14 protein-coding genes and 1 pseudogene are annotated in these 14,191 nt (G+C 63.9%); 10 read left to right on the forward strand and 5 right to left on the reverse strand.

The annotated features are described in order from the left end of the window. Nucleotides 1-77 precede the first annotated feature (77 nt). From FJV80_RS27970 to FJV80_RS28000, 7 genes are all read left to right on the forward strand, one after another. Nucleotides 78-281, forward strand: coding sequence for a DUF2285 domain-containing protein (locus tag FJV80_RS27970; protein WP_246689067.1), 204 nt, complete (start codon nt 78-80; stop codon nt 279-281). A gap of 122 nt (nt 282-403) precedes the next feature. Continuing rightward, on the forward strand, nt 404-685 hold the full coding sequence (locus FJV80_RS27975; RefSeq protein WP_095774576.1) for a helix-turn-helix domain-containing protein: 282 nt from the start codon (nt 404-406) through the stop codon (nt 683-685). Between the two features lie 15 nt (nt 686-700). After that, nucleotides 701-1,786, forward strand: coding sequence for a replication initiator protein A (locus FJV80_RS27980; RefSeq protein ID WP_142877989.1), 1,086 nt, complete (start codon nt 701-703; stop codon nt 1,784-1,786). Beyond that, on the forward strand, nt 1,783-2,274 hold the full coding sequence (locus FJV80_RS27985) for a DUF2840 domain-containing protein (RefSeq protein WP_095774574.1): 492 nt from the start codon (nt 1,783-1,785) through the stop codon (nt 2,272-2,274). Before FJV80_RS27980 ends, FJV80_RS27985 begins: the two co-directional genes overlap by 4 nt. Next, a complete protein-coding gene (locus FJV80_RS27990) occupies nt 2,271-2,816 on the forward strand; it encodes a S26 family signal peptidase (RefSeq protein ID WP_142877990.1) in 546 nt (181 codons plus the stop codon). Before FJV80_RS27985 ends, FJV80_RS27990 begins: the two co-directional genes overlap by 4 nt. 36 nt (nt 2,817-2,852) lie before the next feature. Next, on the forward strand, nt 2,853-3,188 hold the full coding sequence (locus FJV80_RS27995; protein ID WP_142877991.1) for a DUF736 domain-containing protein: 336 nt from the start codon (nt 2,853-2,855) through the stop codon (nt 3,186-3,188). A 50-nt stretch (nt 3,189-3,238) separates the two neighbouring features. Then, entirely contained in the window at nt 3,239-3,961 is a 723-nt protein-coding gene (locus FJV80_RS28000) for a lytic transglycosylase domain-containing protein (RefSeq protein WP_246689068.1), read from the forward strand. Nucleotides 3,962-4,065: 104 nt separating this feature from the next. Here the strand turns inward: FJV80_RS28000 and FJV80_RS28005 are convergent, their stop codons facing one another. The 3 genes from FJV80_RS28005 to FJV80_RS35315 all read right to left on the reverse strand — a co-directional run bounded on the left by FJV80_RS28005 (nt 4,066) and on the right by FJV80_RS35315 (nt 6,914). Further along, nucleotides 4,066-5,532, reverse strand: a complete 1,467-nt coding sequence (locus FJV80_RS28005) for an IS66 family transposase (RefSeq protein WP_246689069.1) — start codon at nt 5,530-5,532, stop codon at nt 4,066-4,068. Between the two features lie 126 nt (nt 5,533-5,658). Beyond that, a complete protein-coding gene (gene tnpB, locus FJV80_RS28010) occupies nt 5,659-6,012 on the reverse strand; it encodes an IS66 family insertion sequence element accessory protein TnpB (RefSeq protein WP_023767057.1) in 354 nt (117 codons plus the stop codon). Then, on the reverse strand, nt 6,009-6,914 hold the full coding sequence (locus tag FJV80_RS35315) for a transposase (protein ID WP_246689066.1): 906 nt from the start codon (nt 6,912-6,914) through the stop codon (nt 6,009-6,011). Before FJV80_RS35315 ends, tnpB begins: the two co-directional genes overlap by 4 nt. A 256-nt stretch (nt 6,915-7,170) precedes the next feature. Here FJV80_RS35315 and FJV80_RS28020 point away from each other — a divergent pair. The 3 genes and pseudogenes from FJV80_RS28020 to FJV80_RS28030 all read left to right on the forward strand — a co-directional run bounded on the left by FJV80_RS28020 (nt 7,171) and on the right by FJV80_RS28030 (nt 11,585). Beyond that, nucleotides 7,171-8,909 (forward strand): annotated as a pseudogene (locus tag FJV80_RS28020) (DUF3363 domain-containing protein). 250 nt (nt 8,910-9,159) lie between these two features. After that, on the forward strand, nt 9,160-11,145 hold the full coding sequence (locus tag FJV80_RS28025; RefSeq protein ID WP_142877993.1) for a conjugal transfer protein TraG: 1,986 nt from the start codon (nt 9,160-9,162) through the stop codon (nt 11,143-11,145). Nucleotides 11,146-11,150: 5 nt separating this feature from the next. Continuing rightward, the gene (locus FJV80_RS28030) at nt 11,151-11,585 is read left to right on the forward strand and encodes a CopG family transcriptional regulator (RefSeq protein ID WP_095774687.1); all 435 of its coding nucleotides are present in this window, start codon (nt 11,151-11,153) and stop codon (nt 11,583-11,585) included. A 105-nt stretch (nt 11,586-11,690) separates the two neighbouring features. On the opposite strand, the gene ehuB is transcribed toward FJV80_RS28030, so the two are convergent. Both ehuB and FJV80_RS28040 read right to left on the reverse strand, forming a co-directional pair. After that, complete coding sequence (gene ehuB, locus FJV80_RS28035; RefSeq protein ID WP_142877994.1) at nt 11,691-12,563, reverse strand: ectoine/hydroxyectoine ABC transporter substrate-binding protein EhuB; 873 nt, start codon at nt 12,561-12,563, stop codon at nt 11,691-11,693. 183 nt (nt 12,564-12,746) lie between these two features. Continuing rightward, nucleotides 12,747-13,934 (reverse strand): Fic family protein, encoded by a 1,188-nt coding sequence (locus tag FJV80_RS28040; protein WP_142877995.1) that lies wholly within the window; start codon nt 13,932-13,934, stop codon nt 12,747-12,749. Between the last annotated feature and the right edge of the window lie 257 nt (nt 13,935-14,191).

Here is a 14,191-nt window from a genome sequence, read left to right on the forward strand (position 1 = left end):
GTTTCTTTCGTTAATTCCCCAGGCAGCATATCCCCGACGCCAGATTGACCACGGCCCAGCGCCGGCGTCTTAGTCATATGCTGCGATGTCTGGATGGCCGGGAGGAACAGGCATCCCATTTTGAAGTCGCGACCGCCTTGTTCGGCCGGCGGCTGGTCAGCGCGGCTGACTGGCACGATTCTGCTTTTCGCTACCAGACGCACCGCCTGGTGCGCGACGGTCTGAAGATGGTCGAGCGCGGCTATCGGCAATTGCTGCGCGTGCGGCGGCGTTTCTCCTGAAACCTGGTGGCTCACGGTGCAAAAAAGCGCCTGTCAATTGCGCACCTGATCACCGGCCCCTTGCTCCTCCATCCTGGCCATGGATCGCCGTTCAACCGTGACGGCCGGAAGGAGACGCCCCCATGAACGCCAACACCGCCGCAATGCCGCCGCGCTACCTGCGCACCGCGGAGGCCGCGCATTTCCTCAGCCTCTCTGCGCGCACCCTGGAGAAGCACCGCACCTACGGGACCGGGCCTGCCTATCGCAAGCTTGGCGGCCGCGTCGTCTACGCCGTCGACGATCTTCAAGCCTGGGTGCAGCGCGGGGCAATGACCTCGACGTCCGATCCGCATGGCTCGGTGCTGCCCGCCAAGCCTCATGCAGCCCGGTTGATCCCCTATGCCGGGCGCGAAACCCGCTAAGCCGCCGCCAACCCGATGTCGGGACGAACACGCCAACCCTCCGAGCGCGGACAGCTCGACCTGTTCCACGCGCTGCCCGGTGATTTCGCATCACGCGATGCGCAGGACCTCATGGCCTATCCTTTCTTTTCCCTCGCCAAATCCAGACGCATCGCGCCGATCGACTTTCGCGCTGGCGATGTGACCATCAGGGTGGAGGCCGTGCCTGACCACGGGATGGCGACAATCTGGGATGCCGATATCCTGATCTGGGCCGCAAGCCAGATCGTCAACGCACGCGACGCCGGGCTGCGCACGTCGCGCCTGATGGCTGCGACGCCATACGAAATGCTGACCTTCATCGGCCGCGGCGTCTCGAAGCGAGACTACCAGCGCCTCAAGGCAGCGCTCGATCGCCTGCAATCGACGAGCGTCGTCACCTCGATCCGCCAACCCGCCGAAGGCAGGCGCCATCGCTTCTCGTGGATCAATGAGTGGCAGGAATGCACCGGCCGAAACGGCCGCCCGCTCGGCCTCGAGTTAATTTTGCCGGACTGGTTCTACCGCGCGGTTGTGGACTCAGCGCTTATTCTGACGATCGATCGTGCCTATTTCGGGCTGACGGGTGGCCTCGATCGCTGGCTCTACCGGCTGGTGCGCAAGCATGGCGGGCGCCAGCGTGCCGGCTGGCGTTTCGACATCCGGCATTTGCATCAGAAGTCCGGCAGCCTCTCCCCGCTCAAGCGCTTCGCCTTCGAGCTGCGCGACATCGTGCGTCGCCAACCGCTGCCCGGGTACCTTCTGTTCACGGAAGTCGAAGCCAGCGGCCGCGTTCTTTTGGCGTTCGAACCGGCGCCAGCCCTCGTTGACAGGCTCGTGCTATCGGGAACCCGAACCGTCGTGCCATCGGGAACCGTACTATCGGGCTATCGGGAACCGCCAGCGGCCCTAAGCCGTGGCACCGGCGAGGAAAATCGCGCTCCTAACTTGGAGTCTAACAGTCAATCTAACAGTCTTGCGCGGCACCCGGCGAACCAGCGCGAGGAACAGTCGCGGCTGGCTGCTGGCCGACCGACACGCGATGGCCAACGCGCCGGTCGCCGCACGGGCGATGACACATGACGTCGTTTCCACAAGCCATGCCGCGTAGCGCGCTCACGACCGTCGAGTTGATCTGGGTCGAGAAGCGGATTGAACATCGGATCCGCTTCGGGCGAACCGTCCATGAGACAATCATCGACAGGCGCCGCCGCGTTCTCGCATTTGCGCCGGACGTTGTTTTTGCCTTTGTGCGCTGGGCGGCCAACGACTTCGGCACCGTCATGTCGCGCATCGATATCGTGCGTGCCGTCCGACCCTCGCAAGCTTATCAGACGCTGCCTCACATCCGGCCTGGCGGTGAGATCCTGCTCACGATCACGGGCTGGAACAAGGTCGAGCGCGTCCTCCAGCTGATCGACGCGATTGAGGCGATCGGCATTCATCCCGCCGATGCCGCGCCCGACTATTGGCGCCAAACCCACAACCGCCTGGTCGCCGGCGGAACCCCGCGCGCCTATTCGCTCGAACAGCACCAGGGCTTCCTGTTGCGCAAGCGAGCCACATCATGAGCCGCCTTGCCTGCTCAATCACGGCGCTTGCCGCGGTCGCCGCGAGCGTTACGCCGGCTGTCGTGAAGATGCCGCCGCTGTTGATGTGGAACGCATCGGCCAGCGCGCCCATCGGCCTCTACGCGGTGAGCCGAGGCACGCACGCTGCGGCCGGCGAGCTCGCAGTCGTTGAACCGCCCGAACCGATCGCCCGGTTCGCAGCGCAGCGCGGCTATCTTCCGATTGGCGTACCGATGTTGAAGACCCTCGTGGCACTCCCCGGGCAAAAGGTCTGCCGTATCGGGCGCATTGTCACTGCCGACGGCGTCGCGTTGGGCGCAGCACTTGCGCGCGACCACAAGGGGCGTTCTCTGCCTGACTGGCAGGGCTGCCGCATCATCGCCGCCGACGAAATCTTTGTCATGAACCGGAAGGTCGGGGACAGCCTCGACGGCCGTTATTTCGGGCCTTTCCCGGCGACCTCGATCGTCGGACGCGCGCTGCCGCTCTGGACCGACGAGAGGGGCGACGGACGCTACGTCTGGCTCGCTCCGGAGAACTGAAACCCAGCCAAACCAAAATAGGAAGGAGACATTTCCATGCCCGAGATCGGTGTTTTCGAGCAAACCCAATCTGGTTTCAGCGGTCGCATTCGAACGCTGCTTCTGGATGCCGAATTGGTGCTCGTCCCGACAAGGACATCCGAGGGCAATGCACCGGATTTTCGCATCCATATCGGCGACGACAGCGGCCCGGAAATCGGCGCGGCCTGGAGGGAGACCGGGCCGGCCGCGGGCGACTATTTGTCCTGCCGGTTGGAGGATCCGATGTTTGGCCGGCGTTTCCGCGCCAACCTTTTCCGTCCCAGCGCGGATGGGAGCTCCTGGTCGCTGCGCTGGAGCCGGCCGAAATCGCGTCAGGATCGCTCACGATGACCTTGCGAGCGGCAAAGATGCGTGCCGCCGGACGGCGTTTCCTTGGTCGCATGCGGGTGAGGCCTGGAACTCTTTTGTTTGCTGCCGGCATGGCGATCTTCTGTCACGGATTGACGGGCGCCGACGCACAACCAGCACCGGTCTCACGCCAGTCCACGGACGATCCCTATGCAGCGCACATTGCCGAGGCGTCACATCGCTTCCGCATCCCGGAACGCTGGATACGGGCGATCATGCGCCTGGAAAGCGCTCGCGACCCGGTCGCCGTCTCGCGCAAAGGCGCGGTAGGGTTGATGCAGGTCATGCCCGCGACCTGGGCTGAGCTGCGCCTTCGCCATCATTTGGGCCACAATCCTTTTGATCCGCGCGACAACATTCTCGCCGGAACGGCCTATCTGCGCGAGCTGTATGATCGATACGGCTCGCCTGGTTTCCTGGCGGCCTACAATGCGGGGCCGGCCCGTTACGAAGCCTCTTTGATGGGCCGTCTCCTACCGGCCGAGACCCGGTCCTACGTTGCAAGACTGCGCCCTTTCTGGGACGGCGGTGATGGTCCCGGCGCGCTGACCGCCGCTCAGCGCAACGCCGTTCCATGGACCGTCGCGCCGCTGTTCACAAACCGATCCGGCTCGACCGCCACCGCCGATCGCTCGTTGGGCGAGGGCGCATCGGCCGACATGCAAGCATCGTCTCGGGCGGGCGATCTTTTTTCAGCCGGTCCGCGGTCGCGCGAGCTGTTCAGCAGCCCCGATGTCTGGACGTCGGAGCCATGAAGGATTTGTTCTCAATTCGCGCCCTGGCGTCTTGTTGGGCGTTATGGCGTGCGCGATGGATAGGTCGCGAGGCAACGAGTAAGCGTCCGGTCGTTGCACGTCGCTCAGTTCTTGACAGCATTTCCGACTTTCCAAGCCCATGGGAGCAATTCGTCGAGCCGGTTGATGGGGTGCCCTGCAACCATGCGGATGAGCACATCGCGCAGCCAGGCATACGGTTCGACGTCGTTGAGCTTGCAGGTTTCGATCAACGAGCACAGCACCGCCCAGCGATGACCACCGCCGTCGCTGCCCGCGAAGAGATGGTTCTTGCGGCCGAGACTGACTGGGCGGATGGCGCGCTCAACCGGGTTGGTGTCGAGCTCGATGCGACCGTCATGCAGGAAGCGGGTCAGGCCGTCCCAGCGCGAGAGCGCGTAGCGGGCGGCTTCGGCGAGCGTGCTGCGACCCGGCAACAGCGGCAGCTGTGCTTCGAGCCAGACCCGCATGGCGTCGACGATTGGTTTGGAGCGGCTGCGCCTGGCTGCAAGCCGATGGCCCGGCGATTGACCGCGAACGTCGGCCTCGACAGCATAGAGTTCGCCGATCCGTCGCAGGGCTTCCACCGCGATCGGCGCGCTGGTCGCCTGTACCACGTCGTAGAACTTGCGCCGTGCATGGCTCCAGCAGGCAGCCAGAACGATGTCTCCCTTGCCGGTGAGCCGCTCGAACCCGGCATAGCCATCGACATGCAGCACGCCCTTGAAGTGCTCGAGATGCGAGACAGGACGCTCGGCTTTGCGGTCCGGCGCAAACAGATAGACCGCGGCCGGCGGCTCCGGTCCGCCCCATGGCCTCTGCTCGCGGGCATAGACCCACAGTCGCCCCGTCTTGGTGCGGCCGCGGCCGGGATCGAGCACCGGCACCGGTGTGTCGTCGGCAAAAAGATGGTTCGACGCGAAGACGCTTTTGGCGAGCCGCTCGTGCAGGGCTTCCAGCCACCAGCAGGCGCCGCCGACCCAGCCGGCAAGGGTGGAACGCGGAAGTTCGACGCCATTGCGAGCGAAGATCTGCGACTGCCGATAGAGCGGCGTGTGATCGCAATATTTGCTGACCAGCACCTGCGCCAGCAGCGCCGGCGTCGCCAGACCGCCAGCGATCGGCCGCTCCGGCGCCGGCGCCTGCACCACCGTCTCGCAGGTCCGGCATGCATATTTGGGCCGCGTCGTCCTGATCACGCGAAGCTGCGCTGGAACCCAATCCAGCATCTCGCTCACGCTCTCGCCGATGGCATGCAGCGCGCCGCCGCAGCACGCGCAGATCATGCTGTCGACATCGACCAGAACATCCTCGCGCGGCAGATGATCGGGCAGCGGCTTGCGATGCGACGGCCGCTCAGTCGACGGCTTGCTGACGACCTGACGGCTCTCCTGGATGCGTCCGATGTCAGCGTCGAGTTCTTCCAGGGCGAGTGCAAGCTGATCGGGATCGAGCCGCTCCGAGCTGCGGCCGAACTGCGCCCGCTGGAGCTTTTTGATGATCGACTGAAGCCGCTCGATCTCGCCATCACGGCTCTCGACCGCGGCCGCCATGTCGCGCACGAGACGTTGAAGAAGTGCTGGATCGGATGGCAGGTTTTGGAGATCGACCGATTCTATCACAAACAGCACAGGAACCCAAGGATTCCGGGCTTATTCGCGACAATAGAAGTGCCGGTTTCAGCCGGCCAGCATCGGTCGCCAGAAGCGTTCCGGGGCACGCCAGTCGATGCCCTCGATGAGCATCGCGAGTTGTGCCGGCGACAGTGCCACCGAGCCGCCAGGCTCGGCCAGGCGCGGCCACATGAACTGTCCGTGGTCCATGCGCTTGGTGAACAGACACAGTCCCGTTCCGTCCCAAAAAAGGATCTTCAGGAGCGAGGCATTCTTGCCGCGGAAGACGAACAGATGGCCCGAGAAGGGATCCTTCTTCAGATGCTCCTGGATGAGCGTCGCAAGACCATCGAGACCTTTGCGCATGTCGGTGTGACCCAACGCCAGATGCACTTTCACGCCCGCCGGAACGACGATCATGATGCCTTCTCCTTGCCGGCCAACTGCCGCTTGACCGCAGCCGCGGATGCGCCTGCCGGGGCAAACACGCGCCGCCCATCGTCCAGGTCGATCGCCACCATGCCATCCGGCGGCCGCACGAGATTGCGCAACGCGACGAGCGCCGGCGGCTCGCTTTCTGCTCCATCGGCGATCTCGACCAGCGCCAGTTCAGGCGCCTTGCGGGCAGTCAGGCCGAACTCTTCTCGCCAGCGGAAGGCCATGCTGGTGGCAATGCCATGGCGGCGGCAGACCCGCGCGACGACGACGCCGGGTCTCTCGGTCTCCGCAACGATCGCCCGCTTCTGCTCTTCGGTGAAGCTGCGCCGGTGCGATCGCCCGTCCATCGCTTCGGGTGTCAAGCGGTATTGGCGCCGCGCGCAATTAGCAGCGCTGCTTAATAGGGCCCGGGCACTGGGATGAAGCAGCGATCGCCAGTCCATTTCGTCGCCGGATTCCTCGAGCCGATCGCGCCAGATCCGCAACGCATGTCGCGAAAGTCCGAGCGCGGCGGCGTACTCGGCATGGCCCATGCCGCTCCAGTTCATCGCCTCGACATGCATGCTCCAGAACGCCCGCAAAGCAATCGGGCCGCTGTCCGTGCGCTTGCCGTAGCGATAGCGCGGCCGCCTCTGGGGACGCTTCGACCGTTGCGTCTTGCGCTTACGTCCGGTCTTCTTCCGGCGCAAATTCCGCAGCTTTTCCGCACGCTTGCGCAGCTCTTCGCTGCTCACCAGATGGTGCATCCACAGATCGAACGTCCTGATCGAGAGATCGTGCTGGCGGCAGAATTCCTGCGCACTGAGATCGCTGCTGAGCCAGCTCGCGACCTGCGACGACCAGTAGGGGCTGTTGGCCTTGGCCCAGGAGCGGCGAGGCGCCATCCGAATATCCTCCACAAACCGAAGGAACCCGACATGACGCGAGATTGCACTACTTCAAATATGTGCAGGGACCGGACGCTCACGGCAACGACCGAGGGATGGCGAGATAAAAGGGCGCACATTGTGCGCCGGCCGGTCGGTTGTCTTTGTTGGGTTTTTCGCCGCTTCCGGCACATTGCCGCGCTTCGGCGCAATGTGCCGGAGGCAGACAACATGTCGTATCTGCTGCATTCATCGCACGTTGCGGGCCGGCGTCATGGCCGATGAGCGCGAATTCCTCATCCGTCCGGGCCGCGTTCGCTCGACGCGTTCCCAGTCCTCCCGGCCCTTCATCGCCCAGGCGCTTGCCGCAACGCAAAAGGCCGGCGGCAGCGTGTCGCGCTCCGGCCGGATCCGGCTCGCCAGTCATTCGCAGTTTGGCCGGGGCAGGGTGGCCAGCATTCAGGCCAATCGCTTCCTGACCAGCCGTTCCCGCGTCGCCGTCATCAAGACCCGCGTGGTTCGCCATTCGCAACGCGCCGCGCCGCTGGCGACCACCTCACCTATCTGCAGCGCGAAGGTGTGACGCGCGACGGCGCCAAAGCCCGCATGTTTGGCCCCGAGGTCGAGGATGCTTCGGTCACGGATTTCGTCGAGCGCTGCAGGGATGACCGGCATCATTTCCGCTTCATCGTCTCGCCGCAGGACGCCGCCGAAATGGCGGATCTGAAATCCTTTACGCGCGACTTGATGGGCCGGATGGAAAAGGATCTCGGCACGTCGCTCGATTGGGTTGCGGTCGATCACTGGAACACCGACAACCCGCATCTCCACGTCATCTTGCGCGGCCGAGGCGATGATGGCCGGGACCTCGTGATCTCTCGCGATTACATCAGCCGCGGCATGCGCGATCGCGCCAGCGCCCTCATCACGCGGGAGCTCGGCCTCCGCTCCGATCTCGAAGTCCGCCGGGACGTCGAGCGGCAGGTCGATGCGGATGGCTGGACTGGACTCGACCGCCAGCTGATGCGCGATGCTGGTCCAGACGGCATCATCGACCTTGCGCCTCACGCCGATCGCCGGCCTGACGAATTCAGCACCTTCAAGGTCGGGCGCCTGCGCAGACTCGAGGGGCTCGGCCTTGCCGATGAGATCGGTCCTGGCCAATGGGTCGTCAGCGACAAAGCCGAGGCGACGCTGCGTGAGCTCGGCGAACGCGGCGATATCATCAAACGCCTGCATCGGGCGCTTTGCGGGCGCGACATCGAGCGCGCCAGTGCCAGCTATGTGCTGGCGGCGGAGACGCTTGACGAAACCATCCTGGGCCGCCTGGTCGAGCGCGGACTGGATGACGAGCTCAAGGGCACCGCCTATGCGGTCATCGACGGCGTCGACGGCCGTTGCCATCATGTCCGACTTCCCGATCTCGACGCAGCGGGTGATGGCGCACCGGGCTCGATCGTCGAGCTGCGCAAGTTCGACGACGCCCAAGGACGCCGGCGCCTCGCGCTCGCCGTTCGCAGCGACCTCGACATCGAACGCCAGGTCGTCGCCGATGGCGCGACCTGGCTCGACAGGCAGGCGCTCGCGCGCAAGCCGGCACCGCTGTCCGATGGCGGATTCGGTGCTGAGGTGCGGCATGCGATGAATCGGCGTGCCAAACATCTGGTCGGCCTGGATCTGGCTGAGCGGCAGGCACGCGGCATCGTCTTTGCCAACGGCTTGATCGACACTTTGCGCCGAAGGGAGATCGACGCACTGGGCAGCAAGCTCGCGGCGACGTCCGGCCAGCCCTTCAACCGTGCCGGCAGTGGCGAATTCGTGTCCGGTATTTACCGCCAGCGCTTTGCGCTTGCCTCCGGCCGTTTTGCGATGATCGATGACGGGCTCGGCTTTCAACTGGTGCCGTGGACGCCGTCGTTGGAGCGGCATCTCGGCAACCATATCGCCGGCATCGCCCGCGGCGACGGCGGCATTGACTGGAGTTTCGGGCGCAAGCAAGGACTGGGGTTGTGATCTCATCGGCAAAGCTTCGGCCGGTGGCGATCGGCACGCATCCAGAGTTTCGTAGGGAACGCGAGATTGCCAACGCCTGCGATCGCATGACCTACGCCGGATCCCGTCTTTTGCGGGCTGCTCGAGCGCGGGTCCATGGCTGCCGATCGCCTGTCTTCCTTGCCGACAGCTCGACACCGCGCGATCGGGTCGGATGGGCCGTTGAATTCAAATGCACTTTGCCGGACCTCTTCGCAGCGAGGAGAAACGCATGTCGGGAACAAAAGTCCTCTGGGGCCAGATTGTCGTTGTCTTCCTGATCGTGCTGCTCACCACCTGGGGGGCGACGCAGTGGTCGGCGTGGCAGTTGGGGTACCAGACACAGCTGGGCCCGCCTTGGGTCGTCATCGCCGGCATGCCCATCTACTATCCGCCAGCCATCTTCTGGTGGTGGTATTTCTACGACGCCTATGCGCCCGGCATCTTCATGCGCGGCGGCCTCATCGCTGCCTCGGGCGGCTTCATCGCAATCGCCGTGGCGATCGGCATGTCCCTGTGGCGTGCCCGCGAAGCGACGAAGGTCGAGACCTACGGCTCCGCCCGCTGGGCCGAAAGGAGCGAGGTCAAGGCCGCCGGCCTGCTTGTTCCGGACGGTGTGGTGCTCGGGCGATATGGGCCGAATTATCTGCGCCATGACGGGCCAGAGCATGTGCTCTGCTTTGCGCCGACGCGTTCGGGGAAGGGTGTTGGCCTGGTCGTGCCGTCGCTGCTGACCTGGCCCGGCTCGGCGATCGTCCATGACATCAAGGGCGAGAACTGGCGCCTTACCGCCGGTTTCCGCGCTCGGCACGGCCGGGTACTGCTGTTTGATCCGACCAATGCCAGGTCGAACGCCTACAACCCCTTGCTGGAGGTCCGGCGGGGTGAATGGGAGGTGCGCGACGTTCAAAACATCGCCGATATTCTGGTCGATCCCGAAGGCTCGCTTGAACGACGCAACCACTGGGAAAAGACCAGTCACGCGCTTCTGGTCGGCGCGATCCTGCATGTGCTCTACGCCGGACCCGACAAGACACTGGCCGGCGTTGCGGCATTTCTGTCCGATCCCAAGCGACCGATCGAATCGACACTGGCCGCCATGATGACGACGGCGCATCTGGGGGAGGGCGGTCCGCACCCGGTCATTGCAAGTGCTGCACGAGAGTTGCTGAACAAGTCCGACAACGAACGTTCAGGCGTGCTTTCGACCTCGATGTCCTTCCTCGGCCTCTACCGCGATCCGGTCGTCGCCGCGGTCACCCGCTCCTGTGACTGGCGCATCGCCGACATCGTCGCGGATGCCGCTCCGGCGACGCTCTACCTCGTCGTTCCGCCCTCCGACATCAGTCGCACCAAACCGCTGATCCGTCTCATTCTCAACCAGATCGGCCGGCGTCTGACCGAGGACTTGCACGAGAGAATGGATCGTCATCGGTTGCTGCTCATGCTGGACGAGTTCCCGGCGCTCGGACGGCTCGACTTCTTCGAGTCAGCGCTTGCTTTCATGGCCGGCTATGGCCTGAAAAGCTTTCTGATCGCGCAGTCTCTCAATCAGATCGAGAAGGCCTACGGACCGAACAACTCGATCCTCGACAACTGCCACGTGCGCGTCAGCTTCGCGACGAATGACGAGCGCACCGCCAAGCGCGTGTCGGATGCGCTGGGCACGGCAACCGAAATGAAGGCGATGAAGAACTATGCCGGTCACCGGCTTTCGCCATGGCTCGGTCATCTCATGGTTTCGCGCTCCGAGACGGCGCGGCCGTTGCTGACACCCGGCGAGATCATGCAACTGCCGGCTGGCGACGAAATCGTCATGCTGGCCGGTACGCCGCCGATCCGGGCGAAGAAGGCGCGCTACTTCGAAGACCCGCGGTTGAAAAACCGCGTCCTGCCACCGCCAGCGCTCACGGTGCGAAGCGAGGTCAAGCCTGACGACTGGACAAGCCTTCCGTCGCCGCTGCCGTCGCAGAGTCCAGCAGCCCAGGCCGCTGGCGCGAAAGGCCAGGACGATGCGACCGACTCCGGCTGGCGGCGTCAGCCCGAACTCGACAACGTTGTCGCGACTTCAGCGCCTGCGGCGCCCGCAAACGAATTCGAGATCGATACGGCTGACGAGGCTGATGATCTCGCCGCTAGCAGCAGCCGGATGGCCCGCGCCGCGCGGACCGTCGCGCGGCAAATCGCGCTCGATCCAGACGATGGCATGGAGCTATGACGGCCATGAAGGCGATGAAGAAGAAGGTGCAGATCTCCGTCTATCTCGACCCTGCGGTGATGGCGTTGCTTGTCGACTATGCCGTCAGGCGCGACCGGTCGCAGTCGCTGATCGCCGAAGCGGCGATCGCTTCCTTCCTCTCCCCCGATGCCGACGCACAGCGCGAGGCGGCGGTGGCCAAGCGTCTCGATCAGATCGACCGCCGGATCATGCGGCTGGAGCGGGATGTCGGTATCTCAATTGAAACCCTGGCGGTGTTTATTCGCTTCTGGTTGGCGACGACACCTGCCTTGCCTGAACCGATGGCGCAGGCGGCACGCGCCAAGGCGAGCGAGCGCTACAACGCCTTCGTGTCCGCGCTTGGCAGGCGCTTGGCCAAGGGGCCGAACTTGCGCCAGGAAATCCCTGAAGACGTCGCTTCATCCGGTGATCCGGACTGACAGTCAGCCAAGGCAGCCGATGGACAGTGGCGCCGCCTGTTCGTGCGGCGCCACGCGATCCGATGGCTGGCAGCGATGCTGCCCGGGTACGATCCGCAATGCAGATCAGTTGGCTGAACCGCACAGCTGCGCCGTTGTCAGTCCTGTCGGCACGGCTTCGGCCGGGCCAAACCCGTATTTCGCCATGATGGTGGCGATCGCGCCGCTGGACATGACTTTGGCCAAGCCCTTGTCATAGAGGTCGCGCAGATCGCCATCGTCCTTCCTGAACGCGATAGCGATGTAACTGATTGAACTGTCGCCTGTACTGAAAGGGCTGGCGCGCTCGAGGTCGGGGCTTTTGTTCCCGGCAAGCAGCCCGATGACGGTCGGCGACGAGAACACCGCCGCATCGATGCGCCCGGCGCGCAATGCGGCGATGTTGGTTTCAATGTCGGGAAACTGCAGGATCCGATCGTCCGGGACGCCTTGCGTGATTGCATTCTTGATGACGTTGCTGCCCCGGCCGCCCCCCATGATGAGGTCTGATTTGCCTGCCAGGTCCGTATAACTGTGGATCGCTTTGGGGTTGCCGGCGAGCACGACGGCCGCGTCGTCCGACTTCAGGTCGGGACCGCCGAAGGCGACCTGCTTGCATCGCTCCGGAGTTATCGACAGGCCCGACGCCACGGCGTCGAAACGCCCGGCCATGAGGCCTGGAATCAAGGCTCCGAACTCGGTTACCTCGAAATCGATTTGCTTGACGCCGAGGTCGGCGAATGCGGCTCTCAGCAGGTCTGGATGCCATCCGACCAGCTCGCCTGTTCCCTCCTTCTTGTAGCCCCATGGCGCGCGGTTATGAATTCCGATGACGATGCGCCCGTCCTTCAGGACGCGTTCTTTCGTGGTTTCTGCCGCGGCTGGCAGCAGGCTTCCAACAATCGCGGCATAGGCGATACAGGCCAGGCCAAGGGCGGCCGATCGGGCTCGAAAATTCATCGTGCAGTCCTCCCATGAGATTGATTGCGTGCGCCTCCCCGATCCGGTTCAGCCGCAGCCACCCAAAGTTATGGTCGAGGGCACTATTTCGTCAATATAGATTGACAAAGTATGTACAAAATATTGCAATACGCCTGCATGCGAGCCCCGGGGGGCTCGCTGGCCAGGGCGCGCCCTGTCGTTCTAGGTTTCGGGAAACAGCTTGGGGAACAGCTCATCCAGCGTATCGGCCGGGAAGCGCAGCGACACCGGACCTTTCGGGGTATCCGATGCAAGCAGGCCAAGGCCCAGTATATCGGCAAAGACGCGCCGCGCGGTACGTTCCGGCAGGCCGGTGATGCGCGAGGCTTCGCCGCGATCAAACTCTCCACGCAACAGCGCCTCCTCGAGCAGCCGGAACGCCTCCGGCTTGACGTCGTGGCGCTGCACAAAGCGCTGCAGCCGCCGTGCGAGCTGATTGAGATCGAACAGGCTGGACATGAAGCCGACCTGGTCGACGCACACGTGCAAGAACCACAAGATGAAATCGCCAAGCACGCGTTCCGAAAGATTGCCGCGGCCGTCGCGATCGCCCTGGCGCGGCATGTCGGCGTGATCCATCATGCGCTTGTAGTCGCCCCGGCTGTTCAAGCCCCGGGCCAGGCCACGCGAAATCGACCACAGCCCATGCGCAGCGATACCGGCCTCATGGGCCATGGCATGGCTCATCAAGCGGCTGACGCGGCCGTTGCCGTCGGGAAAGGGATGGATGTAGTTGAACCGGTGGTGGGCTGCCGGGATGGCCAGGATGCGTGCGGCTTTGCCCATGCGGGCGAAACGGTACCGCGTGGCGAAATACTCCATGAACGCCTCGACGCGGTCACTCGATGGCGGCTGGTATCGTCCGACCGCGACATCATGCTCCGACGCCGATCTCCACTTGCCGGGGGTCATGACGAATTCGCGGCCTGCATCCCGGATGCGCAACATCGCTTCATCGGCATCGCGGTAAAATTCGGCATGCAGCCAGCGCAAGAATTCGGGCGAGGCCGGCTCGGGTACACGTTCCTGTGCTGCCATCTTGTCAATCTCAGCCTGCAGCCGCACATGCGCCGCGGCTTCGATCTGCAGATTGCGCCGCTCCTTGTCCTTGTCGAACTCACCGGCCAGGGCGCGTTCGATGTCGCGGGGGCGTGTGTTGTGGCCCTCGATGAGGTTGCTATAGTAGGTGTTCATGATGCGCACGAGATCGGCGAGATTGGCTGCGGTGCGCGGATGCAGGCTTTTGCCCAGAACGGCCGATGCCGCCGCCAGCTCAGCCAGCGCATCCGATATCGGCTCGGATATGTCTTCCAGTCGTGCCGGTTCGATGCGCTGGACGGTTTCTTCCATGGTTGGCCGATCTTTGTTTCAGTTAAATATATAATTATAAAGATTTATTTTTGTTTTTCCAGCCTAATTGGCCGATCTGTTGGCCGATCATCAGCGCAGGCATCCACAATGTCCGATTGGAGGCCCACGGCGCCGACGATGATCGTCATGCTGGCCGATGTTAGAGTACCTCAATGCTCTGAAATCCATGAATAAAACCCGTGTCGCCGAGATTATTGGCCGGTCTGTTGGCCGATGTTCGCGAAACAGCTGGATCG

Origin of the sequence: Mesorhizobium sp. WSM4310, assembly GCF_007003935.1 — a bacterium.
Lineage (GTDB): Bacteria > Pseudomonadota > Alphaproteobacteria > Rhizobiales > Rhizobiaceae > Mesorhizobium.